This is a genomic window from Campylobacter canis, from assembly GCF_045504005.1.
Taxonomy (GTDB): domain Bacteria; phylum Campylobacterota; class Campylobacteria; order Campylobacterales; family Campylobacteraceae; genus Campylobacter_A; species Campylobacter_A canis.
Genome location: NZ_JBJJXH010000010.1, coordinates 1 through 26,782, shown reverse-complemented (window position 1 = coordinate 26,782; position 26,782 = coordinate 1). Strand labels below are relative to the sequence as shown.

Genomic DNA, 26,782 nt, shown 5'->3' with positions numbered 1-26,782 from the left:
GCTTTGCCTTAGATATAAAGCCGGAAATTTAATAATTTTAAGGAAATTTATGCAAAAACTATTTTTAACCTTTTTTTATACGGGACTTAGTCCAAAAGCGCCCGGCACCGTAGGAAGTATCGCAGGAGCTTTGGCGGCTTATCTTATACTGGTTGTATTACCTCCTGAGACGCTATTTTTGTCATCTATTTTGCTGTTTGCCGCAAGTATCGGTGTTATCAATAAATACGAAGAACAAACCGGCGTGCATGATGATAAAAGTATCGTTATAGATGAGGTTGCAGGAGTTTGGCTCGCACTTTCGATGAGTTCTATTACGGTGGTTCAGTTTGTTTTATCGGTAGTGTTTTTTAGAATTTTAGATATCACGAAGCCTTCCATCATAGGGCGGGTTGATAGAGGAGTTAAGGGCGGACTTGGCGTAATGGGCGATGATATGCTAGCAGGCTTTTTTGCCGCCTTGATGAGCGCGATTACTTATGCGCTACTTGTGAAATCGGGACTTGATTACGAATGGATCAGCCTTCAAATGCCGTTTTACGAAGTGCCAAATATGATAGAGGGAATTTTAAAATAGACTAATCAGGCATAAATTTGAAGAAATTTATGCCTGTATTGCAAATTTAACAACTGAATTTAATTTTTGCATTTTTCTTTTTGCTATCTTTTTACAAATTAATAGTATTTTAAAGGTTAGAGTTGTTAAGATGCGGTATGTCCAGGCTTGTTTTAAGCATCTACTAGATTGTAATGGACTATCTGAATTTACTTCCTGCGCCTTGCTTTACCTTGTTCTTCGTATAATTCTATCTCGTTTGCATAGGTAGGATTTTTCTTTTTTAGTTCGTTGTTCATGAACGCTATTAGCTTCGCATCGGCATTTGAATGGCTTGCAAGAAGGAGGATAAAGCTCAGATAAGCTTTTGCTTCATTTGGAATTTTGCTATTTTGTTTAGCGGGTATGCTAAATTTATCAGTAAAAATTTTAAGCGCGCCAAACAGCTCGTCTTTGGTTGAGGATTTGTTCGCTACTATATCAAGCAAGGAATTTAAGTTGATATTTTCATCAGTTTTTAAAACAGGCTCGCTTGATACTTTAGGCTTTGCTTGAGGAGTTTTTCTTAGCTTAAATACGATCAATAGCAGTATGGCGATGACCGCCGCTACTGCTATTATCAGTGATATTATAACTATGGATTTGGTATCCAAATTATTCCTTATAGTCTTACGTTTGGCGACTTTCTAAAGTATGCCGTGATAGCTATTATTACCATTATAAGCATAGTTATCCATACGAAATCAGGCACCGGTACCGGATCGCCCGCCGCATACGAGTGCATACCGCTTAAGTAGAAATTTACGCCAAAATAAGTCATTATGATAGCCCAATAAGCAAACATCGAGCTAACCGCAAAAGCGTATTGGTTGTTGAGTTTTGGAACAAATCTTATGTGTAAAACTACTGCATAAACCAAGATGGAAACGAGTGCCCAAGTCTCTTTAGAGTCCCAGCCCCAGTATCTTCCCCAGCTTTCGTTTGCCCAAACGCCTCCAAGGAAGTTTCCAAGCGTAAGAAGGCTAAGACCTAGTATCATCGCCATTTCGTTGATACGTGTCGCTTCAAGGATATTTCTTGATATCTCTTTATTCTCTTTTTTGCCTTGGAATATAAATAGTATAAGCGAAAACATTCCAAGCAGAGAACAAAGTCCTAAAAATCCGTAGCTAGCCGTTATAACAGATACGTGGATAGTTAGCCAATACGACTGAAGCACCGGCACAAGAGTGGTGATCTGCGGATCCATCCAGCTGAGATGAGCCACAAATAGCGTAATGCCTGCTAGAATCGAAGTAAGCGCCATCGCGATAGGGCTTTGGCGAGAAAATACGATACCAGAAAGGCTTAGTGCCCAAGCGATATAGATCATGGATTCATACGCATTACTCCAAGGTGCGTGCCCCGAGATATACCAGCGAAGTCCTAGTCCTGCCGTGTGTATCAAAAAGGCTAGGATATTAACAGAGTAAACTATCTTAAACATCCAGTTGATGTTAAGTCTAGGGCGAGCCATCTTGATAAATACGAATATGAGCAGAGCAAAGCCCGCTAATAAGTAAAATGGCGTTAGAGAATCAAAAATTTTATATTTGTTAAATAAAATTTCCATATCTATGCGTTTTTTAGCAGGCATTACCGCAGAGCCGTGCTCTTCTTGGTATGTTTTTATTTCTGCAAGCGCTCTGTTTGGCACGCTCCAGTTGCCGCTTTTGCTCGCATCGCTTACGCCCGTAAAATAATCTTGTAAAATTCTACTAATCGGCTCTCTTTCCTCTTTGGGAAAATACATCATCGCACTGGCCGGCGCATACCAAGTATGGTTAGGATCGTCTATCTTTGGAAACATCGTGAAAATTTCACCTACAAATACCATATAAAGTATATTTAGTCTCTCGTCCACTTTTTGTACGTCTTTATCAAAAGTTCCTCTTTCTGCAGGACGCTTTCTGTTGGCTTCTTCGGCATATTTGGTTAGCTTATATGTGCTTTTGGTTGTATTTTGATCATAGGTAAAAAAGTCGTTAAATTTGGCGTATTTTGCATTTTCATCTACGCCTATCATCTTTTTAAGATCTTTGTTGTGAATCGCTATTATCGGAATTTCGCGCCAGTATGGAGCGTTTACCATCATAGAAAGCATGACTTGATTTGCGTTCATACCGTTTATAGTATCTTTTCTATGAACTTTATTTAAAATTTCTCTTGCTATCGTATCAAAAGGCTTCATGCGACCGTCTGCGCTTTGAACTATGACGGTTGAAAGCTCTTTTGCGTGATCTGCATTTATGTTCGGAGCTTCGTAAGCTTCAGCGCTTGGCGTAAATGCACAGGCGGCAAATATAACAAGCAGGCTTGCTACTTTCTTTATGGCATCTTGATTTATAAGTTTTGCAAGTTTTCTAAATCTGCTATGAGGATTTACTACGTTAAAAAATAACCCGACTCCAAGCAAGAAGTATCCGAGGTAAGTAGGAATTTTGCCGGGGTCTTTATTTACAGAAAGGATAGTGCCTTTTTCGTCCATGTCGTAAGAGCTTTGGAAAAATCTATATCCTGCATGATCTAGCACGTGGTTCATATAAATTTTATAGTCGTAATTGCCGGTTTGACTATCTTGCACGACTACGTCGCTTGAGTAGCTCATCGGAGAATTTGATCCCGGATAGCGTTTAAGCTCAAAGTCTTTTAGGTAAAGAGAAAACGGAAGCACTATAGGCTGAGCACCCCATGTAAGCGTAAAGTCCTGCCCTCCTACCGTTTCATTGACGGGAATGACGTGGTTTTCATAAAGGATCACCTCTTTATTTTCGCCCTCAAAGCTTAAATTTGCCACAATCGCGTCAAAATCGCCATTTTTGCTAACAAGCCTTCTGTCGGCCTTTTCTAAAATTTTTCTCGGAGCGAAATTTATTGTTCCTATCGTATAAAGCTGGCTAGGCAAGAACTCAACCTTGTCCTTTGCGGCATATTCGCCTTTGTCGTTTGACGCCATAATGAAATAGCCGATATTATGGCTTGAATTCATACTAAATTTGCCGTCTTTATATTCAAACTGCACGAATTTTTCAAGTGTCGGCTCGGTGTTAAATACAAAGCTAACTCCTCCAAGCTCTCTAACGCTACCCGGTCTTAGAGCTACTTCTTCTCGGTTTTGCGTATCTGAAACTACAAGCTCTATTAAAGCTTCGCCGCTACTAGATTCAAAATACTCAAATTCAGCACTTTTATAGTAGGCTTTATATGTTAGATTCGCCTTTTTACCTTCTATATCAAGGCTCATATCAAATTCGTTCGGACTCATTGAAGTTATCTGTTTTGGAATGGCTACTTTAAATTCCTTGCCGTCTTTTTTGGTCTCCATAGTTATCTTTGAGCCCATCTCATACATTGTGTTTTCGGCAGTATTTTCTCTGATATGAATATTGCCTTCAAATCCAAGATAGCGCGTCATAGCAGAGCCTAGCAACATGAAGAGAAAACTAAGGTGAAATATAAAAACGGGAAGTTTTTTAGAGTCAATAAGCCTGTAGCGGTAGATATTGTAAGCTAAATTTATACCTAAAAGCAGTTGGATCGCAGCGAACCAGCCTGCACCATAAACCGCAGCCCATGCGCTTTTAGTATCGTAATAAGTCTCGATAAACGTAGCAAGACCGCTTGCGATAGCAAACAAAAGCAACAATATAAGAGCTGAAGTCATACTAAAAAATATAGATTTTACCCCTCTCATTATTATCCTTTTTAAATTATCAAATGGCACATTATAACAATATTTCTTTAAAAATTTCTGCGCTTAGTTATTAATATGTAACGAATTTTAATATTTTTAGATTATTTTGTATCATTTTTTAAGAGGGATTTATAATTGTGAGATTTAAATTTGATAACATATATTAAAAACAGGCTAAATTCGGTGCAAAATAGCCTGAAATTTGAAAATTTACTTCTGTTTTAAACAAGATTTATAAAAAATAAAAATTAAATTTTAGGTATTGCTTTCATTAAAGTTTTTGTAAATTCGTTCTTAGGCGAGCTAAAAATCTCATCCACTTCACCGCTTTCAACTATTTTGCCGTGATTCATTACTAAAATTCTGTCCGTTATATGCTCAACCACACCCAAATCATGACTTATAAAGATATAGGTAAGGCCAAATTCATCCTGCAAATCAAGAAGTAAATTTAAAACCTGAGCTTGAATGCTTACATCAAGTGCGCTTACAGGTTCGTCGCAGATGATGACTTCCGGACGCAGGATAAGAGAGCGAGCGATTCCGATGCGCTGACGCTGTCCTCCTGAGAATTGATGGGCGTAGCGGTGGTACCACTCCTCTTTAAGCCCTACTTTTTTCATTATCTTTAGCACTTCGCCTTTGATCTCGTCCTTGCTTAAATCAGTATTTAGCACTAGCGGCTCTGATATGATTTTTCCTATGTTCCAGCGCGGATTTAGACTGGAATAAGGATCTTGAAAGATCATCTGAACATTTTTTCTAAAATTTTTCAGATCGTTTTTATCAAATTTAGCCTTGTCTTTATCTTTGTAGATGATATGTCCGCCTGTCGGTTCGTCAATCCCTATTAGAAGTTTTGCAGTGCTTGATTTGCCGCAACCGCTTTCGCCGACTATGCCTAAAATTTCCCTTTTTCTAAGCTCAAAACTTATGTCATCAACCGCTTTTATAACCTCTTTTTTTAAAATTCCGGTCTTTATCGTGTGGTATTTTTTTAAATTTTTAATCTCAAAAAGGTTCATCTTATCTCTTTTTTAAACTCTAAATAATTGATGTTTTCATCAACAAATTCAAGCCTCGTTTTACGCTCGCCCTCTTTTGGGATCGAGCCCATAAGAGCTTTTGTATATGGATGTCGCGGGTCTTTTAATACCTCTTTTACTCCGCCGCTTTCAACGATTTGACCTTTATACATTACTATCACGTCATCAGCGATATTTGAAACGATGCCAAGATCGTGCGTGATAAATAAAATTGCCATATTATTTGCTCTTTGCAAATCTTTCATAAGCTCGATAACTTGAGCTTGTATGGTTACGTCAAGTGCCGTTGTAGGCTCGTCCGCGATAAGAAGCTGGGGTTTGCAGACCATAGCCATGGCTATCATTATGCGTTGGCGCTGACCGCCTGAAAGCTTAAAAGCATACTCTTTGATGCGCTTTGCAGGCTCTTTTATGCCTACCATCTCAAGGCTTTCGATTACTTTTAAAGCTCGCGCTTTCTTGCTTAAATTTGGCTGATGAAGCTTTAGTGCCTCATCTATCTGATAGCCTATTGTTAGGCTAGGATTTAGGCTAGTCATCGGCTCTTGAAATATCATAGCGATTTGAGAGCCTCTGATATTTCGCATACCGCTTTCTTTGAGGCTTAGCAAATTTGTGCCGTTAAATAAAATTTCACCTCTTTTTATACGCGCCTCTTTATCAAGCAGTCTCATTATGCTTAGGCTTGTTACGCTTTTGCCTGAACCGCTTTCTCCGACTATGCAAAGAGTTTTATTGTTTTCAAGGCTAAAGCTCACGTCGTTTACTGCTTTTGTATAGCCTAGCTCGCTTTCAAATCCGACCTCTAAATTTCTAACTTCAAGTAGCATCATCTACTCCTTAGCTTCGGATCAAGCGCGTCTGTTAGAGCATCTCCGATAAGGTTAAATCCAAGCACTGTTAGAAATATCGCAAGACCCGGATATAATATCATCCAAGGAGCCGTCGTGATGTACTGGAGTGAATTTGAAAGCATCGCTCCCCATTCTGCAAGCGGAGGTTGCGCGCCAAGTCCAAGGAAGCTCAGTCCCGCCGCTTCTAGCACCGCGCTAGCAAAGCCCATAGTGGCTTGTACGATGATAGGACTTAGGCAGTTTGGCAGGATAACCAGTAGCATTAGTCTAAGATCGCTTGAGCCGTTTATGCGAGAAGCGATGACGTATTCTTTCTCTTTTTCGGCAAGTACGCTTGCTCTTATTATCCTTGCGTAAGTTGGAATTCCGACTATACCGATTGCTATCATGGCGTTATATAAACTTGGTCCAAGGATAGCTACGATAACGATAGCAAGCAAGATCGCGGGGATTGCAAGCATGATATCAACAATTCGCATTATGATTAGATCGATTAGCCCGCCGTAATAACCTGCTAAAATTCCAAGCAAGAGTCCAATTGCAAGAGATATAACGACGGATATAAAACCTATCATTATGGAAACTCTTGCGCCATATATGATGCGCGACAAAAGATCTCTTCCAAAATCATCGGTCCCTAGTATATAAGCCGAATTTGCTCCGTTTTCATAAATAGGTGGCAAAAGGCGCATTGCCAAATTTTGCTCGTTTGGATCAAATGGAGCTATGAGAGGTGCAAATATAGCACACACAACAAGAACTAAAACTATAAATAGACCAAACATAGCAAAGTAGTTTTTAGTAAATTGTTTTATTAGTTGGTTGCTCATTGGCCAAGCCTGATTTTTGGATTTATGACCGCATAGAGCAAGTCGGTGATCAAATTTATAACAATAAATATAGTCGCGATTATAAGGGTGGCTGATTGGATAATCGGAAAATCTCGCTGATAAACGGCATTTACTAGCCACTTGCCGATACCGGGCCAAGAAAACGTGGTCTCTGTTAAAATGGCTCCTGCAAAGAGAGTTCCAAACATAAGCCCAATAACAGTAATAACAGGCATTAAAGCATTTTTAAGGGCGTGCGAGATAATAACTCTAAACGAGCTACATCCTTTTGCTTTTGCCGTTCTTATATAGTCTTCTTTTAGCACGGAAGTCATACTTGCTCGCGACATTCTTGCGATTATCGCCATTGGAATAGTTCCAAGTGCAAAAGCAGGCAACACAAGATGCTTAAGTGCGTCTTTAAAAGCATCTATATCGTTTGCCAAAAGCGTATCTATAAGGTGAAATCCCGTAACTTGTTCAACGTAAAATTCATACCCGAGCCTTCCTGATACGGGTAGCCATCCGAGCTTCACGCTGAAAAAATAAATAAGCATCAATCCAAGCCAAAATATCGGCATACTAACGCCTGCAAGCGCAACAAACATTGAAGCGTAATCAAAAGTGCTGTATCTTTTTACAGCAGATATTATGCCGGCTGTGACACCTATAATAATAGCAAATAGCATAGCTATCGTAGCAAGCTCTACTGTAGCCGGAAATCTCTCTATAAATTCGTCCCAGACGGGCTGCTTGGTCTTGATTGAATTTCCAAAATCGCCTTTGAGAGATTTAGTGACGAAACTTATATATTGCTCGGTTAAAGGCTTATTAAAGCCCATTTCTTCATTAAATTTCTCAATACTTTCTTTTGTAGCCCGCTCACCTAAAACTGCCAAAGCAGGCTCACCCGGAGTTAGGTGAACCATAGAAAATACAAGGAGCGATACCCCAAAAAGTGCGGGTATCGCCCATAAAAACCTCTTTATAATGTAACGTAACAATTAAGCCTTCTTTTTATTTATTTAGCCATACTTCTTTAAATCTTCTTTTGCCGACAGGGTCTATCTTAAATCCTTCTACGAATTTAGCTACCGGCACTACATTAACCGAATTTGCCAATGTCACCCAAGGAACATCTTTGGCAAATACCTCTTGAGCCTCTTGATAAAGCTTTGTTCTTTCGTTTACATCGCTTGTCTCTTTCGCTTTTGCTACTAGCTTGTCGAATTCAGGATTTTTCCAAGCCGCGTAGTTTTGCGCAGGGACGTTTGCTGCATGAGAGGTTAAAAGGATGTTTAAGAAGTTATCCGGATCTCCGTTATCTCCCGTCCAGCCAAGCAAGCACATATCATGCTCTAAATTTTTAGTCTTATCAAGATATGTTACCCAGTCGTAGCTTACTATTTTAGCTTTTATGCCTACTTTTGCAAGGTCTGATTGGATAGCTTCGCCCACTTTTCTTCCATCAGGGATATACGGTCTTGATACCGGCATAGCATAAAGCGTAACCTCAAATCCGTTTTCATACCCCGCCTCTTTAAGAAGGGCTTTTGCTTTTTCTACATCATATTCGTATTTGGTGATATTATCGTTAAAGCTCCATAAATTCGGCGGAATCGGAGCATATGCAACCTTGCCGAAACCTTCGTATACCGCATCTACGATAGCTTTTTTATTAACCGCATGGTTTATGGCTTGGCGAACTCTTAGGTCTTTAAACATCTCTCTATTTGTATTCATGGCAAGATAGCCTACGTTCATACCTTCTTTTTCGATAAGTTTTACATTAGGATCTTTTGCCAGATCTTTTACTTCGGCAGGGTTTGGCTGCTCTAAAATTTGAATTTGACCAGTTTTAAGCTCTGCGGTGCGAACCGAAGCGTTTGGTATAACGCGAAGAATAACTCTATCAAGATAAGGTCTGCCGCCCCAGTATTCTTTGTTTGCCGTAAGTATAACGCGATCGTCTTTTATCCATTTTTCAAAGACAAACGGACCCGTTCCCACGGGAAGGCGGTTTAAGTCCTCGGCTTTGCCGTTTTTCATAAGCTCCTCAGCATACTCTTTTGAAAGAATTCCCGCAAAATCCATAGCTATATTTGCCAAAAACGGAGCTTCAGGCTTTTTAAGAAGAAATTTGACCGTGTATTTATCTACTTTAACAACATCTTTTACAATATTGTCCATGTCCATATTTATCCAGTATTCATAAGCGCCGCCTACTTTTGCAAAAGGATGGCTTTTGTCAAATTGGCGTTTAAATGAAAACACTACATCGTCTGCAGTAAATTCTACTTTTTTCTTAAAGAATTTGGTCGGAGCAAAATACACACCCTCTCTTAAGTAAAACGTATATTCAAGTCCGTCCGCGCTTACATCCCAACTCTTTGCAAGAGCTGGTTCTATCTCGGTTGAACCGTATTTAAACTGAACTAGGTTGTCAAATATATTGTCTGTTACAAATATACTTTCACCGTCGGTAGTGTGAGCTGGATCCATAGCGGTAGCGTCACCGCTGCGTCCAAAGACAAGTGTACCGCCGTATTTTGGTTCGGCAAGCAACAAACTAGCGCAAAAAAGCATTAAAAGCATCGTAAGCTTTTTCATTTTGGCTCTCCTTTATCGTAAATTAAATTTGCATTCTGTGTCAGATTGTATCAAAAAAGCTTTTTGGTAGCGCATAAAATGGGCTAAATTTATCAAAAAAATTTACAATATGTTAATTTTTGTTATATTTTAGTAACTTTAGTAACAAATTTACACTATACAAATCAAATATGAATAAACCTGTTTAAATTCTTAAAAAATATCAATTTTACAAAAAAATGAAAATAAATAAATTTTAAATTTACGTAAGAAATTTAAAATTTATTTTTATAAAAATACGAAAAATACGAGATTTTATAAGATAATAATTATCAATTAACTACTAAATATGATATGAAAAATTTACGCATAATTTACGCAGTTATTTTATGATTTCATCAAATTAAAATTTAATGAGGAGGAAATATGAACAAATCAAGACGTAATTTCTTGAAGGCTTCCACGGCAACCGGTTTTTTAGCTATGACTTATGCTCCCGGCACTTTGGGTGCGGTCGGCGCTAAAGCATTGGAAGGCGGAGAGAGGGTAGCTTATAGTTTTTGCGAGATGTGTTCGACTCGCTGTCCTATCGAAGCTAAAGTAGTGGACGGCAAAAACATCTTTATACAAGGAAACGGTAAAGTTAGCGGAACCGCAACTTCAGTTTGCGCAAGAGGTGGCGCGGGTCACAATCAACTATACGATCCGCAAAGACTTGTAAAGCCTCTCATTAGAGTAGGTGAGCGCGGTGAAAATAAATGGCGTGAGGCAAGCTGGGACGAAGCTCTTGATCTTGTGGCTAAAAAAATGCTTGAGATCAAAGAAAAATATGGTCCTGAGAGCTTTGTATTTACCGCAAAATCAAGCCAAACTCATAAACTTATGACAACTTTTGCAAGCGCATACGGCTCTCCAAACTGCTTTTCTCACATGTCCTGTTGTCCGATAACTTACAGAATGGTCTGTGAGCATATGTATGGAGATGGAAGATTAAAAAGAGACTTCGGAAATGCAAAATATATCGTAAATTTCGGTCACAACCTCTTTGAGGGTATCGTTATATCAGACACTAAAAAAGTTGCGAAAATGGCTGAAAAAGACGATACTAAACTCTTGGTTCTTGAGCCAAGATTTAGCGTTATAGCCGCTAAAGCCGATGAGTGGCTTCCTGTAAAACCGGGAACAGACTTAGCGTTTGTACTAGCGCTTATTCATACATGGATTAAAAACGGAACTTACGATAAAGAGTTTATCGAGAAATTTACAATAGGATTTGATAAAGTCGTAGAAAGCACTAAAGATACAACTCCTGAGTGGCAAGAGAAAATTACCGGAATTCCTGCTAAAACCGTTGAGAGAATCGCGGGTGAAATTTGGAAAGCCGCTCCAAAAGTCATTATCGATTTTGGTCATAAAACAACAACCGCAAAGGCTGAATACATCCGCACAAGAGCTATCATGGTTGCAAATGCGATGATGGGCAACTGGGAGAAAAAGGGCGGAATTTTCGGCGGTAAAAACGCCAAAAAATACAACTCTTTAGCAGGAGAAGAGCTAATACCTGGCATTACAAACCCTGATGCGGCTATAAAAGTTCCAAAAACTCCAAGACTTGATGCAGCTGGCGAAGATGGAAGAAATAAATTCGTAGGTAGAAGCCACGGCGTTTTGATGGAAATTCCTGATGCCATAATGAGCGAAAAGCCTTATCCTATAAAAGGTTGGTTTAATATCAGATTTAATCACATGATCAACGTTGCAGGAACTGACAAAACGATAGAAAGCCTTAAAAAGCTTGACTTTATAGTAAGCTCTGACGTTTATATGAACGACTTTTCAATCTATGCAGACGTTATCTTGCCTGAAAGCACATATCTTGAAAGAGATGAGGGAATTGAAGATAAATCAAGCCAAAAACCTGCGTATATGATAAGAAATAAAGTAATTGATCCTGTAGGCGATACAAAAAATGGCTATGATATCTTTAGAGAGCTTGCAAGACGCATGAAAATAGATGAAAAATATACAAACAACACTATGGACGAGTGGAGAATGCAGCAAGTTAAAGGTAACGCCGAGCTACTAGCGCAACTTGCAAAAGACGGATATGTGACTTGGAAAGTGCCTGGAATTTTATTCAGAGAAAAAGACAGCGTTAAAAATTTTGTTAAGAAATTCCCTCATGCAGAGAAATTTGTAGGCGAAAACGGACTTATGGATTCTCAAGTGAAATTTAAAACAGAGAGTGGAAAAATCGAGCTGTTTAGTGAAAAGGTTGATGCGCAATTTCCTACTTACGGCTGTTTAGGAAATATGGAAGATAACGTTAAAGATATGGATGTTTATGCAGGACATGAGCTTGCTATCATGACGGGAAAAACTCCTATCCATACTAACGGTCACACTCAAAACGTTCCTTTCTTAAATGATTTAATGAGTGAATCTCCTGTGTGGATAAATCCAAAAACAGCTAAAAAATATGGTGTAAAAACAGGCGATAAGGTCTTTTTGCAAAATAAATTTTCAAAAGATAAGGCAACTATATTTGTAACAGAAGGCATTAGAGAAGATACATTATTCTTGTATCATGGATTTGGACACGTGTCTGCAGGTCTTAAACGAACGGACGGAATGGGAACAAACCAAAGTAAGCTTCTAAATCCTGAAGCGGGTCCGGTGTGCTCTACGATGGTTACAAACGTCGGCGTTGATATAGTTAAAGCTTAAGGGAGAGTGAGATGAAAAAAGCATATAGAATGGTTCATAACGAAAACCTTTGTATAGGTTGCCAAGCGTGTTCGGTAGCTTGTAGAAGTGAAAATGACGTTCCAAACGGAGTTTATAGACTTCAAGTTCATGCAAAAATGAGCGGAACGTTTCCAAATTTAAAGACGGATTTTATAAGAAACAGCTGTGTTATGTGCGAAGATAGCCCTTGTGTAGACGTATGTCCTACTGGAGCTAGCTTTAAGACAGAAGATGGACTTACGTTAATGGATCACAGCACCTGCGTAAGCTGTAAATACTGCATCCTTGCTTGTCCTTACGATGCAAGATACGTTGAGCCGGGTACCGGTGAAGTAGGTAAATGTACGTTTTGTTTTGAAACAAGAGTGAGTAAAGGCGAACAACCTGCTTGCGTTACCGTATGTCCTACAGACGCGCTTGCATTTGGCGATCTAAATGATCCAAATAGCGAAGTTAGCAAAATTTTAAACGATAAGGCTCACTACTATCCAAAAGCTGAGCTTAAAACTAGACCAAAACTAGCTATGATAGCAAACCGCAAAGGAGGAAGCCATGAATAATATGTGGGGAAGCGTAGCTCAATATCACGAAATTTACTGGCCGTGGCCGATTGCGGTCTATCTGTTTTTAGCTGGTCTTTCAGCGGGCTCTATGATGGTTGCACTTTTAGTTAAGTGGAACTATCACAAACAAGAAAACGATACTATTTGGGACGCGATGGTAAAAGCGGGCGCCATAGTAGCCCCCGTAACTATCTGCGTGGGCCTAGCTTTGCTTGTGCTTGATCTTGGTAAGCCGCTTAGTTTTTATTGGATTTTGATTAAGTATAACTTTGGCTCCGTTATGTCAATAGGTGTTGCATTGCTACTTATCTATACGCCGTTTGCGTTTTTGTTTGCGATAATTATCTTTGAAAAAGAGATAGAAAAATACGCAATCTTTTCGCTATTACGCCCCGTGTCAAGAGTAATACGTTCATTTGCACCTCTTGCTAAAACCATTGAAACGATACTATTTTTAATGGCGATAGGAGTTGGAATTTACACAGGCTTCTTGCTAAGTGCGGTTTATAAACTTCCGCTTTGGAATACGCCTATACTTCCGATCTTATTCCTAACTTCAGGATTTAGCTCAGGCGTAGCGGCAAATATTTTAGTGGGAATGACATGCTTTAAGCACCTAATCAATAAAGAAAATGTAAAATACTTGCTTGTGCTGGATTTGCGAGCGGTTTTATTTGAGATACCTTTGATAGCGATTCTTTTCCTAGGTCTTCATTTTGAAGGCGGAGCAAGTGCTGTAGTGGCTAAGCAAGCTCTTACTACGGGACATTATGCTATGATATTTTGGATAGGAGTTGTAGGCATAGGACTTGTTACTCCTATAATTATCGCAGCTACCGCACTTAAAAATCACGCTTACAGAGTTGGCTACATCGTAGTAAACTCATTGGTTATAATTTGCGGTGTTATCTTGCTTAGATATTATATCGTGTATGCGGGACAAGTCTTTACAGGAGCTTAATAGAAGTGAGAATCCTACTTTTAGAGGATGATTTTAATTATAGAGAGAGCGTCTCGGAGTATCTTCAGGCCTTAGGCTATGAGGTTGACGAGGCGCCAGACGGGCAGGTGGCTTGCGACAAGATCGCTAATAACTTCTACCACCTGCTCATACTTGATATCAAAGTTCCGCATATAAGCGGACACGAAGTTATAAAATACGCAAAAGACATCGGTCTTGAAACCCCCATTATGATAACCACTTCGCTTGTAGATATAAATGATATGGCCGTAGGTTATGAGCTTGGCTGCAACGAATATCTAAAAAAGCCTTTTGAGCTAGCCGAACTGAAATTTAGAGTAAATGAGCTTATGCGCAAATATCACGGAACGGACGATAAAAATTTGCTCGCGATAGAGGGTGGATTTGTTTTTGATTTTATTAAAAAGCAGCTTAAATTTGAAGGCGAGGTGATCGATATCAGCGCAAAAGAGATAATGCTTATAGAGTGTTTGCTGTATCACAAAAACAGCTTCGTTTCTCTTGAAACTCTGCGCGCGGAAGTTTGGGGCGACAAGGATGTAGATCCTGCAGATGTTCGTATGCACGTGCGTAAAATTCGTCAAAAAACCAAGGCTGATTTCATAGTTTCATCTCGCGGGCTTGGTTATAAGATTAATGTTAAAAAGCCTTAAAATCCCTATTTTCGCCACCTTGGCGATCATGACTCTTTTTTTGTTTCAAAGCTATGAGATTATAAATTTAAGCATGAAAGACGAATACTCTAAAAATATCTTTGAGCTTATGGAGTATGAGGGCGAAATTCGCCAAAATTTAGAAAGAAACGAAGCTGTTCCCTCATCGTTAATATATCGATACGCGATATTTGATCTGAGAGAAAAAAAGATCGTTTCGAATTTAGACATCACGCCAAAAAATCTAAAATTCATCACCAAAGAGGAAAACGGCTATCTCTTTTACAAAAGTTACCTTAAGATAAAAGATGAAATTTACTATCTTGTAATATCCAAAAAACAAAACAGTGCAAGGATATTTTTTATAGCTACGCTAATGCTTGTGTTTATATTGATAGTTGTTTTTTTCACTCTTTATCTGTCTTTTGTAAGTAGTATAAAGCCCTATAAAGACGCTAAAAAATATATGAACAGCTTTTTTAATGATGCTATGCACGAGCTTAAAACCCCACTTGGAGTAGTCGGCATAAATTTAGAAATGCTTAATATCGACAACAAATACACGGCCAGAATGCGCTCAGCCTTAAAACAGATGCAAATAACCTATGAAGATGTCGAGTACTATATAAAACACAGTTACATACTTTTTCCGCCCGAAATTTTAAATTTCAGCGAATTTTGTCTTGAAAGAGCGCGCTATATGCGAGGCTTTGCTATGTCAAAAAACATTAAAATTTACGACTTTATAGAACCTGATCTAAAAATTTTTATGAGCAAGATAGAAGCAGGCAGGATAGTCGATAATAACCTTAGCAATGCGGTTAAATATAGCTCTCCGGGAAGCGTTATAAACGTAACTTTAAAGCTTGAAGACGATTGGATTATATTTGAAGTGGAGGACTTTGGCGAAGGGATAAAAGATACGAATAAAATTTGGAAACGCTACGTTAGAGACGAGGGAGTTCAGGGGGGCTTTGGGCTTGGGTTAAATATCGTCCAAAGTATCTGTGTGAAAAATAGTGTCGGCTATAGCGTAACTTCAGAGCTGGGCAAGGGTAGTAAATTTACTTATAAATTCACTCCTTACTCAAAACATCTGCTTGATTAGTTTTTAAACCAGATGTTTAATTTCGATAAATTTCTCTCCTTTTGATTTGAGTTAAAGTATATCACGAAGTAGCCTATACGCTTGTTTTGAGAATCAATCATAGGCTTTATAGCGAAGTTGTGATTGTCAAATTTGTAAAATTGATTATCTTTAAAATCAATGTCTTTTAGTATCGGCAAGACGTTTAAATTTGCATACTCTTTATTTATAAGATGGTAGTTTTGGATTATGCCGCTTTCTTCTTCTATCTGGTAAGGCGAGCTTGAGGACTTATCAAGCAGCACAAAGAGATCAACTCCTTGATCTAGAAAAAATTCGCTCAGATGTCCAAAATCAAGCAAGACTTCAACGCTTCCTAAAATTTTATTATCTTTAAAAACAGGTGCAACTGATCTTATAAGAGCTCCGGCTCTGCCTATCTCTATGCCTGCTACGACTCCTTTTTTAGCCTCCTTTAGCATAAAGCGAAAGCTTGAAAGATTGTCGTTATATATAGGTATCCAACTTCTTGCAAGGCTCTTTAGCTCGGGCGTATGAAGGTGAAATCTGACGTTTTTAAATGTCGGCACTTTTTCAAGCATATGAGTAAAATCGTGCAGAGTATGCATGCAGTGAGTTCTATTATCTTCCAAAAAGCACTTTTTGATATTTTCACTTTCTGATAAAAGCACTGCAACCGTCATTGCTGAGAGCTTTTCTTCTTCTATGTTTTTGTTTAGAATTTGCGTTTGAAAGTCAAGAAATTTTTTGATATTTTCTATCTCGACCTCTTTTTCATACTCTATCCAGTAAAATATCAAAAAGCACATCAAAGCAAATGCTGCTAGCGCGGTTATGAAGGCGAATTTTTTATTCATTTTTTAGCTTTCTTGTTAAAATTTCGCAAAATTCTCTAAAGCTTGGCAAATCTAGCTTGCCTTCGCGTTGTTTTTTGCCCCACATTGGCTCCGGGAAAAAGCTATCGGTTTGAAATCTCGCCATAACGTGCAGATGAACTCTGGGGACGTAGTTTGCAAAGCTTGCGATATTTATCTTTTTGGGTTTATAAAACTCTATCATAGTTTTTTCGGTGATGAGTAGCGCTTCAAATAGCCTGTTTCTAGTTCTTTCATCGCAGTCGCTAATCTCCACAAAAGGAGTTTTAGTAAAAATTTTAATCCAAGGAATTTCGCTCTCTTCACGCTCTATAAATATAAAATCATCTTGATATATCATAGCTAAGCCTTTGTTTGCTAATTAGGTTTTATTTTATGTTTATTTGGCTAAGAAAAGGGTTAAAATTAACGGAATTGAATTTTAATCTTTTAAAACCTATACTTATCAAAAAGGAATAATTATGAAGACGGCAATTGTGATTTACGATAAGATTAATTTATTAAGTTTCGCTCAAATTTGGCAGATGTTTCCGGCTGATTTAAGAAGTAACGTGAAAATTTGCGCTTTTAAAAGCGAGATAGTAGATGAGCATGGACTTAAAATTTCGCCTGAAATTTACGGTGAAAGCCTTTACGGGTATGATTGCGTGATAGTGCCTGACGGTATGGGCGCGCTTGGGCTTAGATACGATGAGATATTTTTAAGCTGGATTAAAAGTGCATCAAGCACAAATCTTAAAATAGCCTTTGATTTGGGGGCTCTCATCTACGCAGGAGCGGGATTTTTAGAAGGCAAAAAAGCTTGCGTAAGGGCGGGATATAAAAATGCGCTTAAAGAGTACTGCGAATTTAGTGAAGAGAAAATTTGTCAAAACGACGAAATTTTGACGATTTGCGAGTGGAGTAAAGAGGCGAAAGAAAAGCTGGCTGAAATTTTAGGCATCAACTAAATTTAAAAGCCAAAGCGGATTTTCTAGTCCTGCTTTAGCTTTGATGGTTATTTACTCGACCGTTACGCTTTTAGCCAAATTTCTTGGCATATCCACGTCGTTTCCAAGTCTAACCGCGATCTCAAGAGCAAAAATTTGAAGGATTATCATCATCTCAAAAAACTCGCTCATAGGATGAGTCTGCTTGCTTGTTTTGATAAAATCATCGCTTAATTCAAACTCTTCAGGGCTTATAACTAATATATAAGCGTCTCTTGCGGCAAGCTCTTCTACGTTGCTTTTGCTCTTTTCATAAAGAGTAGTTTTTGGAAGCAGGGCGATCGTAAATAGATTTTCATCGGCAAGCGCGATAGGTCCGTGCTTCATATCGCCGGCAGGATAGCCTTCTGCGTGCAGATAGCTTATCTCTTTTAGCTTAAGTGCGCCCTCAAGTGCAAGCGGATAAAAGATATCCCTGCCGATAAAGAAAAATCCGTGTCCGTGCAGGTAATGCTTAGAAAGCCTACGAATTTTTTCTTGTAAATCATCTTTGATATTTAAAATTTGCGGTATATGAAGCAGGGCTCTTATCTCGTCTTTTAGTATATTTTTATCTATCGTTTGCCTAATTTGCGCAATTTGCAAGCAGAGCAGCCAAAGCGTGATTACTTGCGTTGCAAAGGCTTTTGTGCTGGCAACTCCCTTTTCTATGCCTGCACGAGTTAGTATCGCGGTGTCGGCAAGTCGGACGATAGAGGAGTTATCGACATTGCAGATAGCTATAGTCTTAAGTCCTGCATTTTTGGCTATCTTTAGCGCTTCAAGAGTGTCTGCCGTTTCGCCGCTTTGAGAGATGACGATAAATAGTGAGCTTTTATTTAAAATCGGCTCTCGGTAACGAAATTCGCTTGCTATTTCAACTTTAGCGCGAATTTTTGCGATGCGCTCATATAAGTAGCTTGCAGCAAGCGCGGCATGATAGCTCGTACCGCAAGCGCAAAATATGATGTCGCTAATACCTTCTAAAAAGCCCTCTTGAAGCTCCTCGAGTTTTACCTGCTCGTCTTTAATTCGCCCCATTAATGTTTCGGTAACGACGCTGCTTTGCTCGTAAATTTCTTTCTCCATAAAGAATTTATACCCTTCTTTTTGAGCGTAAGCCTTATCTTGAGGCAGTTTTACGAAGGATAAATTTAACTTGCTATCGTTTTTAAAGATATTTATGTCATTAAGCCTTGCGTAGCCATACATCCCGTCTTCAAGATAGATAGCCTCGTCTGAAGTGCCTATAAGAGCCGCATCCGATGAGCCGAAAAATACTTCGCCGTCTTTGTTTTTGCTGATTATTAAAGGCACCGCGTTTTTAGCGAAAAATATCTTATTTGGCTCAAGCTTGGTTATTAAAAGTATCGCATAAGCGCCTTCAAGGCGTGCTATAGTAGCCTTATAAGCTTCAAAAACATCTTTTTTCTCTTTTAAAATTTCTTCAAATAGATGAACTATCACCTCCGTATCGGTCTGGCTTAGAAATTTAACTCCTTTTGCCTCAAGCTCGTCTTTTATCTCTTTATAGTTTTCTATGATACCGTTGTGAATCACGAAAGAGTGTTCGCCGATATGCGGGTGTGCATTTATCTCGGTAGGCTTTCCGTGCGTCGCCCAGCGCGTGTGTCCGATAGCTAGACCAAAGCCGCTTGAGCTAAAATTTTCGCACTTTTGGACTAAATTTTCAAGCTTGCCTACGGCCTTAAAATAAGATATGTCATCATTGCTCATTACCGCTATTCCCGCAGAGTCATAGCCTCTATATTCAAGCTCTTTTAAGCCGCCTAAAATTATATTTTTTTTCTCTTGATTGCCTATGTATCCTACGATTCCACACATTTTTACTCACTTATTAGTAAATTTAAAATTTTATTTTCATTATACGGCGCGACGTCTGACTTCTCTATTAAAAATAGATTTCGCGTGCGATTTTTGATAGTTTGAATTCTTGCACTTGCGATTTTTATACCCAAATTTTCAAAAACCATCATCACGTAAGCCATAAGCCCGCGCTGATCTTTTGCGTTTATGCAAAGTTTAGCGTAATCTTTTGAATGATTAGTATCAAAACTAAGCTCCTCTTTTAGTATTGTCGGCTTTGAAACATTGATTTTGTTATTGCTTTCAAGCGAAAGCGTGATTAAATTTCTAACGCTTTCAAGCTCGCTTGTGCGAACATTTTTATTAAATTCAAGCCTTATATAAAATTTATCGTCAAACAGTTCAAAAATTTCCATATAGGCAAGATCTAAATGTGCTAAATTTGAAAGCGCCAAAGCCAAACTAGGATGAGATTTTATGATAATCTTAACGCTAAAATTTTGATGATTTTGCGTAAATACGCTTAGTTCGTTTGAAGACTGCGCTAAATTTGCGATATTTATGATATCTGAAGGCTGATACTTGATAAAGAGTAAATTTGAAGGAATGGAAAATATCTTATCTTTTAAATTTTCGCTAAGTTTTACAAATTCCGGATTTCGCCTTATGCTATGCTCTTTTTTAGCCCTTCTTGTCGCTTCATCAAGCAAATTTTCATCCTCAAAGCTCTCAAGCGAGATGAGATAAAATTCTTTCAAAAGTCTTGCTATGTAAGGATTATAAAGCTTCTCGTTGGTTGCATTTATCACGCAGTAAGTAAGGATATAAAGCAGCTTTAGGGTCTGCTTGTCGTTTAGCTTTGATATGAAGCTAAAAATAGTTCGCTGATTGTAGATGTCTTCGCGGTTTGCCGTATCGCTCATAAGGGTATGGTATCTAACCAGCGTTACGCCTATATTTACGGCTTTTGCGCTTAAATTTAGCTTCATTGCGTAGGCTCTAAATATATTTGCTCCCGTTATACTGTGATCGCCCGGCAAGCCCTTGCCTACATCGTGCAGGAGAGCAACCAGCTTTAGCATAGTTTTGCCCTCTACGCAAAGCTCGTCGTATAGGGATTTTATGAATTTATCTTTTATGTTTTCAAGGAATTTAAGGCTAGTTACGCAGTGCTCATCGACGCTAAATTTATGATATCCGTCAAATACCGCAAGGTGTCTTGTGTGCTCCATCGGCTTTACGATAGTTAGCAAAATTCCAGCGTCAAGTAGCGCTTTTATTATGCAGTGGCTGTTGTTTCTTTGTAAGAGTCTTTTAAAATTTGCAAGCGTTTTTTCGCTTTCACCTTTTTTTACGACTGCGCGTTTTATGTAAAAGATAGCGCTTATGTCAAATTTATAGTCCATATCTCCAAGCTCAAGAAGCTCTAAAAGCACCGAATTTAAGCTTGTAGGGCGCTTTTTGAGCGGAGTGTAAACGGTATTTTCGATTCTATAAAATCCATTTTTAAGTCTTGCCGTTTTTAGCTCGTTAAAGCTTGCTTGGCTAGTGAAATTTGAGCGGTAAAACGAGCTTGTAAGATATCTTGCGTAAATACCCACCGTATGCATACAGCTAAGCAGTTTTTGAGAGATGATGCTAGTTGTTTCTTGCGTTTTTTTGGATTTTGTCTGCATTAAAGCCGTTATCTGGCTTAAATTTTGCGAACTAAAATGATCCGAATTTAATAGTAAATTTTGAGCCGATTTTATGCAAAGTATAAAATCAATCGCCAAATTTAAAGAGCTAAGCTCCTTTTCATCAATAAATTTAAGCATCTGTGAGCGCAGACTTATCTCGTTTTCAAAGCCGTTTAGTGCGCAAGTCAGATAATAAATTTCATCGCTTCCGCCAAAATCCGATTTTAAATTCGGCTCTTGATTAAGGTTTTTTATCTCGTTAAACGCGCCAAAAATTTTCATATAGTGTTTTAAGTTTTCTTGCCTGTCATGCTCTCTTGCCACGTAAATTTCAGCCCTTGTGAGCTTATACATGTATTTCGAGCCTGCTATGAATCGAATTTTGCTAAGTGCGGCTTTGGCCTTGAAGTCGTTTTTAAAATTTTTTATTATCTCGCCGACTTCTGCCGTTTTGATATTTAATTTTAGTCCGCACTCGCTAAGAGCTTTTAAAACGAGCTTTAAAATTTGCCTTACGTTAAATCCGCTTGAATTTTTATAGACTACTAAAATTTCAAGCACGGAGTTAAGGCTTACTAAATTTTGAGCGTATTTTTCAGTTGCGATTACGCAGATGGGAATTCTGTCAAGATCTGGCAGGAAGTCATCAAAAATTTCATTTAAAACGGCATTTAAGCAGAGCTTTATAAGCTCATCGCTCTCTTTTGAGATGAAATTTACAAAGCCTTTTCCTTGTAGTTTTTTAAGCTCTTGTTTTAAATTTATCTCGTAATTTTTAAATCTCTCTTTTAGCTCTAAAAAGTCTATTTTTTCCTTCTTTAAAGCCGTTTTTTGCATACGCGCCTTTCTGAAATTTTCATAAATCATACTAAAATTTTGCAAAAACAAAGCTTTTTTTACCTATAATCGCTCTATTATTTCCAAAAAACGGACAGAGTAAAATTGACAAATTTGATTGAAAAACTACAAAGCGGCGATAGACTTTCTCGCAAAGAGTGTTTAAAGCTTTATGAGCTTGATCTCTTTACTCTCGGCAAATTCGCCAATATTAAACGCAAGCAAATGCACGGCAAGAAGATTTTTTTTAACGTTAATCGCCACATAAATCCGACCAATATCTGCGCTGATGTGTGCAAATTTTGCGCTTTTTCTTCGCATAGGAAAAATCCAAATCCTTACACGATGAGTCACGATGAAATTATGGCAGATGTCGCTACCAGCGTAAAAAACGGTGCCAAGGAGATACATATCGTCTCGGCGCACAACCCTCATACAAGCTGGCAGTGGTATCTTGAAATTTTTAGAAAAATCAAGCAAAACTATCCTGACTTGCACGTCAAAGCGCTAACTGCGGCAGAGGTTGATTTCTTATCTCGTCATCACGGCTTAAGCTATGAAGAAGTAGTAGAAAAGATGGTCGAATACGGTGTAGATAGCATGCCCGGAGGCGGAGCCGAGATATTTGACGAGGAAATTCGGGCTAAAATTTGCAAAGGCAAAGTAAGTAGCGAAAACTGGCTTAAAATTCATAAAATTTGGCATGAAAAAGGAAGGCTGAGCAACGCCACAATGCTTTTTGGTCATGTGGAAAACGAAGCTCACAGGATCGATCATATGCTTAGAATTCGCGACTTGCAAGATATCACAAAAGGCTTTAACGCCTTTATTCCACTTGTCTATCAGCGCGATAATAATTTTATAAAAGTTAGCAAATTTATAGGCTCGGTTGAAATTTTAAAAACTATGGCTATATCGCGTCTTGTGCTTGATAATGTGCCTCACATAAAGGCTTATTGGGCTACTTCTACGATAAATTTGGCGATGGTTGCGCAAGAATTTGGCGCAGACGATCTTGACGGCACGATCCAAAAAGAGAGCATTCAAAGCGCAGCAGGCGCAAAAAGCGCAAGAGGAATGGACATGAAAAGCTTCATAGAGCTTATAAAAAGCTCAGGTTTCATTCCTGTAGAGCGCGATAGTCTTTATAATGAGTTAAAAATTTATTAAAAGAGGAGAAAGAATGGATTATTTTAAGCTAAAGGAGCACGGCACTAGCGTCAAGCAAGAGCTAAATGCCGGACTTACGACGTTTTTAACGATGATGTATATCGTGCCGGTAAATGCTATCATCATGAGTCAAGCCGGTATGCCTATGGACGCGCTTATAACGGCGACTGCGCTTATAACATTTTTTGCAACCGCGCTTAACGGAATTTGGGCGAATACTCCTGTTGCGATGAGTGTCGGAATGGGGTTAAACGCTTATTTTACCTTCGGTCTTGTGATAGGCATGAAAATTCCTTGGCAGACTGCGCTTGGAGTGGTTTTTATCTCGGGTATTATATTTTTAGCGCTCTCTTTTACTAATTTTAGAATTTGGGTTATAAAATCAATCCCTATCGACCTTCGCCGAGCTATAAGTGCGGGTATAGGCGTATTTATAAGCTTCATTGGGCTTCAGCAAATGGGCATAGTCGTAAATAACGACGCCGTGCTCGTAGGGCTTGGAAATTTAAAAGATACAAATGTAATGCTAGGTCTCATAGGACTGCTTTTTGTTATCGCATTTTGGGCTTGGAGAGTAAAAGGGGCTTTCATCCTTGCCATACTATCTACTTCTATAATCGCATGGGTTTTTAAAATCGCCCCTTATCCGAAAGAATTTTTCTCAGAGCCTGCATCTATAACACCTATATTTTTAGAGCTTGATATAGCAAGCGCATTTTCTCTTGCTCTTTTGCCTGTTATTATTACATTTTTCGTAACCGATCTTTTTGACTCGGTAGGAACGCTTGCCGGAGTAGGAAATAGAGCAGGTATATTTGATGAGCATAGCGATGAAGGCATAAAGAGGCTTGAAAAGACTCTTGAGGCCGATGCCGTAGCTACGGTAGTGGGGTCTTTGGTGGGAACTAGTACTACAACTTCGTTCGTAGAGAGTGCAAGCGGTGTGGAAGAGGGCGGCAGAACAGGTCTTACTGCGGTATTTTGCGGATTTTTGTTTGTGCTTACTATTTTTATGCTTCCTCTTTTTAAAGCCATCCCTTCAAATGCAGTGTATCCCGTGCTTGTAATGGTTGGCGTGCTTATGTTTAGCGAGCTTGCGCATGTGAATTTCAAAGATCCCGCCATAAGCGTTGCCGCGTTTTTGATAGTAGTTATTATGCCACTTACTTACTCGATTACCAATGGACTATCTTGCGGATTTTTGGCGTATTTGATAGTTAGGCTTTTAAGAAAAGAGTTTGAGCATATAAATGTCGGCGTAATCGTCCTTGCACTTATTAGTTTTATAGTATTTTGGGTTCAATAAAAGGAGAGAGTATGATTTATTATCCGTATGAAGAATTTGAAAAAGATGTAAGAGAGCTTGCTAAGGAGATAAGAAGCGAATTTGATCCGGAGGTGATTTTGGCTATAGCTAGAGGTGGGCTTACTTTGGGGCACTCGCTTGCGGTTGCACTTAATAAACGAAACCTCTTTACGCTAAATTCGATTCACTATGAAGAGACTAAAAAGCTTGATACTATCGATATATTTAACGTGCCTGATTTGACTAACTATACTAAAATTTTGCTGGTGGATGATATTATCGACACCGGAGAGAGTATGGTTGAGATTAAGCGCGAGCTTTTAAAAATGTATCCGCATCTTGATATCAAGATAGCGGCTGTATTTTACAAGCAAAAAGCTTTGATATTGCCTGAATTTAAGGTAAAAGAAGCTCACGAATGGGTCGAGTTTTTCTGGGATATTCATATATAAATTTATAAAGCAAACAATGCAAAAGCAATCCGTACTAAGCTCTGAGACGTTTTTGATATTTTTTATATGTTTTATTGACGTGCTTTTTTTGACGTATGGAATTTCAACGCTTAGCATAAGCTACTACGAGGCTGAAATTTTTTATAATACAGATCAAATTTCAGCCCTTCTTGCAAAAATTTCAACCGGAATTTTCGGGCAAAACGACTATGCTTTAAGACTTCCTTTTGTGATCTGCCATCTTATAAGCGTTGCTTTGCTTTATAAGGTTTCAAAATCCATTTTAAAACGTAAATTTGATAGAGTGATAAGCGTAGCGATGTTTATATTATTACCGGGAGTCTTAGCTTCGGCGATCTTGGTAAATGACGCTGGCATCGTTATAATGCTAACCTTGCTTGTTTTGTATTGTTATCAAAATAGGCAAATTTTAGCTTTTTATCTGCTTTTGATTGTTCTTGCTTTTATAAGCGGGTCGTTTTTGGTTTTTTTCTTGTCGCTTTTTATTTTTGGAATTTTTAGAAGAGACGCTAGACTGGCTTGGATTTGCGGGATTTTATTTGGACTTTGTTTTTATTTGCACGGCTTTGAAACAGGAGGTAAGCCAAGGGGGTATTTTTTAGATACAGTTAGCGTATTTGCGGCTGTTTTTTCACCTTTTGTATTTTTTTATTTCGTATATACTATCTATAGAATTTGGATTAAAGAGCAAAAGAGCTTGCTTTGGTTTGTTGTCGTTACATCATTTTGTCTTTGTATAGTTTTATCTTCGAGACAGCGGCTTGAGCTTGAAGATTTTTTACCGTTTTGCGTGATATCAACTCCTTTGATGGTGAGAGTTTTTTTTAGCTCATACAGGGTTAGATTGCCTTTATTTAGGAGGTTTTATAAAATTTTAGCCATATTTACTGCCATCTCTTTGGTGGTTAGCTTCTGTTTTGTTTTGTTTAATGAAATTCTTTATGGTTTTTTACAAGATCCAAAAAAACATTTTGCTTATAAGTATCATGTGGCAAAAGAATTAGCTTTTGAATTTAAAGAAATTGGTCTTGAGCAAATTAATACAAGCGATACCAGACTGGCTCTTAGGTTGAAATTCTATGGGATTGAAAGTGGTAAAGATAAACTTATAAATTTAGTTATAAAAGAAAAATATGCTAATATAGTCATCGAAAAATTTAATAAGCCGATAGCTAAATTTAACTATATCAAAGAGAGATAAAATGCTTAAAAAAGCCTTTACTATGATTGAACTTGTAGTTGTTATTGTTGTTATAGGAATTTTAGCTGCGATGGCTATACCAAGACTTGAGCGTGATAATCTTGCCGAAGCCGTCGATCAGATTGTCTCTCATATAAGATACACTCAACACCTTGCCATGCAGGATAATAGATTTAATACGGCAGATAGCAATTGGTTTAGAGGTTATTGGAGGATATTGTTTCATAGTGGAACAGTTACGGGAGAGCCTGCTGGAATGTGGAGATATACTATTTTTAGAGACGCTGGTGCCTATAGTGGTAATCCAAACTCATTAAATCAAATTGCGCTAGACCCATTGGATCCTCAAAAAAGGTTAACCTCAGGTTTTGGTAATCAGGGTTATCCTGCTGCATCTATTAAACAAAATTTAAATTTAACTAGAACATTTGATATAGTAAATATTACATTTAATGGATGTGGAGCCAATGGAACACAGACCATATCTTTTGATAATTTTGGACGTCCAAGTGGTTCTATGCAAGGAGCTACGAGACAGCATAATAGATTATTTAATGCAAATTGTGTTATATCATTAATTACTCGAAATGGACGTACTGGTACTATAACTATTGAAAGAGAAACAGGCTTTACTAGAGCTACCGTGCCTACGTTATAGTATTTCAAAAAAACTCAAATAAATTTTATAAGAATAAGAAAAAGTTTTTATTATTTGCACATTTTTTAACCTCCCTTTAAGCTTTGCTCTTATATAATTCCAGCTCACGAATTAAGAAACCACCTT

General features: G+C 38.3%; 23 protein-coding genes. 12 read left to right on the top strand and 11 right to left on the bottom strand.

Going from position 1 to position 26,782, the window contains the following annotated elements:
• Window positions 1-49 precede the first annotated feature (49 nt).
• Entirely contained in the window at window positions 50-577 is a 528-nt protein-coding gene (locus ACHJH3_RS09555; RefSeq protein ID WP_407064607.1) for a phosphatidylglycerophosphatase A family protein, read from the top strand.
• 188 nt (window positions 578-765) lie between these two features.
• On the opposite strand, the gene ACHJH3_RS09550 is transcribed toward ACHJH3_RS09555, so the two are convergent.
• The 7 genes from ACHJH3_RS09550 to ACHJH3_RS09520 form a co-directional block, all read right to left on the bottom strand.
• Window positions 766-1,209 (bottom strand): fatty-acid--CoA ligase, encoded by a 444-nt coding sequence (locus tag ACHJH3_RS09550; protein WP_407064606.1) that lies wholly within the window; start codon window positions 1,207-1,209, stop codon window positions 766-768.
• Between the two features lie 8 nt (window positions 1,210-1,217).
• Window positions 1,218-4,289, bottom strand: a complete 3,072-nt coding sequence (gene ccsA, locus ACHJH3_RS09545) for a cytochrome c biogenesis protein (RefSeq protein ID WP_407064605.1) — start codon at window positions 4,287-4,289, stop codon at window positions 1,218-1,220.
• A gap of 248 nt (window positions 4,290-4,537) precedes the next feature.
• Window positions 4,538-5,314, bottom strand: a complete 777-nt coding sequence (locus tag ACHJH3_RS09540; protein ID WP_407064604.1) for an ATP-binding cassette domain-containing protein — start codon at window positions 5,312-5,314, stop codon at window positions 4,538-4,540.
• On the bottom strand, window positions 5,311-6,165 hold the full coding sequence (locus ACHJH3_RS09535; RefSeq protein WP_407064603.1) for an ABC transporter ATP-binding protein: 855 nt from the start codon (window positions 6,163-6,165) through the stop codon (window positions 5,311-5,313). The genes ACHJH3_RS09540 and ACHJH3_RS09535 overlap by 4 nt, the downstream gene beginning before the upstream one ends.
• Window positions 6,165-7,019, bottom strand: a complete 855-nt coding sequence (locus tag ACHJH3_RS09530; RefSeq protein WP_407064602.1) for an ABC transporter permease — start codon at window positions 7,017-7,019, stop codon at window positions 6,165-6,167. The genes ACHJH3_RS09535 and ACHJH3_RS09530 overlap by 1 nt, the downstream gene beginning before the upstream one ends.
• Window positions 7,016-8,023, bottom strand: coding sequence for an ABC transporter permease (locus tag ACHJH3_RS09525; protein ID WP_169940280.1), 1,008 nt, complete (start codon window positions 8,021-8,023; stop codon window positions 7,016-7,018). Before ACHJH3_RS09525 ends, ACHJH3_RS09530 begins: the two co-directional genes overlap by 4 nt.
• A gap of 13 nt (window positions 8,024-8,036) precedes the next feature.
• On the bottom strand, window positions 8,037-9,629 hold the full coding sequence (locus tag ACHJH3_RS09520; protein WP_172201307.1) for an ABC transporter substrate-binding protein: 1,593 nt from the start codon (window positions 9,627-9,629) through the stop codon (window positions 8,037-8,039).
• A 405-nt stretch (window positions 9,630-10,034) separates the two neighbouring features.
• Between ACHJH3_RS09520 and phsA the strand changes: the two genes are divergently transcribed.
• From phsA to ACHJH3_RS09495, 5 genes are read left to right on the top strand one after another with little or no spacing between them, the layout of a single operon-like run.
• The gene (gene phsA, locus ACHJH3_RS09515) at window positions 10,035-12,335 is read left to right on the top strand and encodes a thiosulfate reductase PhsA (RefSeq protein WP_172201309.1); all 2,301 of its coding nucleotides are present in this window, start codon (window positions 10,035-10,037) and stop codon (window positions 12,333-12,335) included.
• A gap of 11 nt (window positions 12,336-12,346) precedes the next feature.
• Window positions 12,347-12,916, top strand: coding sequence for a 4Fe-4S dicluster domain-containing protein (locus ACHJH3_RS09510; RefSeq protein ID WP_169940286.1), 570 nt, complete (start codon window positions 12,347-12,349; stop codon window positions 12,914-12,916).
• Window positions 12,909-13,880, top strand: coding sequence for an NrfD/PsrC family molybdoenzyme membrane anchor subunit (gene nrfD, locus ACHJH3_RS09505; protein WP_169940288.1), 972 nt, complete (start codon window positions 12,909-12,911; stop codon window positions 13,878-13,880). Before ACHJH3_RS09510 ends, nrfD begins: the two co-directional genes overlap by 8 nt.
• Before the next feature lie 5 nt (window positions 13,881-13,885).
• Window positions 13,886-14,554 (top strand): response regulator transcription factor, encoded by a 669-nt coding sequence (locus tag ACHJH3_RS09500; RefSeq protein WP_172201316.1) that lies wholly within the window; start codon window positions 13,886-13,888, stop codon window positions 14,552-14,554.
• Between the two features lie 28 nt (window positions 14,555-14,582).
• A complete protein-coding gene (locus tag ACHJH3_RS09495) occupies window positions 14,583-15,662 on the top strand; it encodes a sensor histidine kinase (protein WP_407064601.1) in 1,080 nt (359 codons plus the stop codon).
• Here ACHJH3_RS09495 and ACHJH3_RS09490 read toward each other — a convergent pair.
• Both ACHJH3_RS09490 and ACHJH3_RS09485 read right to left on the bottom strand, forming a co-directional pair.
• Entirely contained in the window at window positions 15,659-16,519 is an 861-nt protein-coding gene (locus ACHJH3_RS09490; RefSeq protein WP_407064600.1) for a cache domain-containing protein, read from the bottom strand. The genes ACHJH3_RS09495 and ACHJH3_RS09490 overlap by 4 nt on opposite strands.
• A complete protein-coding gene (locus ACHJH3_RS09485; protein ID WP_407064599.1) occupies window positions 16,512-16,877 on the bottom strand; it encodes an HIT family protein in 366 nt (121 codons plus the stop codon). Before ACHJH3_RS09485 ends, ACHJH3_RS09490 begins: the two co-directional genes overlap by 8 nt.
• 121 nt (window positions 16,878-16,998) lie before the next feature.
• Here ACHJH3_RS09485 and ACHJH3_RS09480 point away from each other — a divergent pair, with 121 nt between their 5' ends.
• On the top strand, window positions 16,999-17,487 hold the full coding sequence (locus ACHJH3_RS09480; protein ID WP_407064598.1) for a DJ-1/PfpI family protein: 489 nt from the start codon (window positions 16,999-17,001) through the stop codon (window positions 17,485-17,487).
• A gap of 51 nt (window positions 17,488-17,538) precedes the next feature.
• On the opposite strand, the gene glmS is transcribed toward ACHJH3_RS09480, so the two are convergent.
• Entirely contained in the window at window positions 17,539-19,350 is a 1,812-nt protein-coding gene (gene glmS / locus ACHJH3_RS09475) for a glutamine--fructose-6-phosphate transaminase (isomerizing) (protein ID WP_407064597.1), read from the bottom strand.
• A gap of 2 nt (window positions 19,351-19,352) precedes the next feature.
• The gene (locus ACHJH3_RS09470; RefSeq protein WP_407064596.1) at window positions 19,353-21,893 is read right to left on the bottom strand and encodes an HD domain-containing protein; all 2,541 of its coding nucleotides are present in this window, start codon (window positions 21,891-21,893) and stop codon (window positions 19,353-19,355) included.
• A 60-nt stretch (window positions 21,894-21,953) separates the two neighbouring features.
• Here ACHJH3_RS09470 and mqnE point away from each other — a divergent pair, with 60 nt between their 5' ends.
• Genes mqnE through ACHJH3_RS09445 form a run of 5 tightly spaced genes read left to right on the top strand, consistent with a single transcriptional unit; the run spans window position 21,954 to window position 26,656 of the window.
• Complete coding sequence (mqnE, locus tag ACHJH3_RS09465; protein ID WP_407064595.1) at window positions 21,954-23,018, top strand: aminofutalosine synthase MqnE; 1,065 nt, start codon at window positions 21,954-21,956, stop codon at window positions 23,016-23,018.
• Between the two features lie 13 nt (window positions 23,019-23,031).
• Window positions 23,032-24,324, top strand: a complete 1,293-nt coding sequence (locus tag ACHJH3_RS09460) for an NCS2 family permease (RefSeq protein ID WP_407064594.1) — start codon at window positions 23,032-23,034, stop codon at window positions 24,322-24,324.
• 11 nt (window positions 24,325-24,335) lie between these two features.
• Entirely contained in the window at window positions 24,336-24,776 is a 441-nt protein-coding gene (locus tag ACHJH3_RS09455; RefSeq protein ID WP_172201328.1) for a phosphoribosyltransferase, read from the top strand.
• A gap of 16 nt (window positions 24,777-24,792) precedes the next feature.
• Window positions 24,793-25,998, top strand: coding sequence for an ArnT family glycosyltransferase (locus tag ACHJH3_RS09450; protein ID WP_407064593.1), 1,206 nt, complete (start codon window positions 24,793-24,795; stop codon window positions 25,996-25,998).
• A 1-nt stretch (window position 25,999) separates the two neighbouring features.
• Complete coding sequence (locus ACHJH3_RS09445; RefSeq protein WP_407064592.1) at window positions 26,000-26,656, top strand: pilus assembly FimT family protein; 657 nt, start codon at window positions 26,000-26,002, stop codon at window positions 26,654-26,656.
• Window positions 26,657-26,782: the final 126 nt, after the last annotated feature.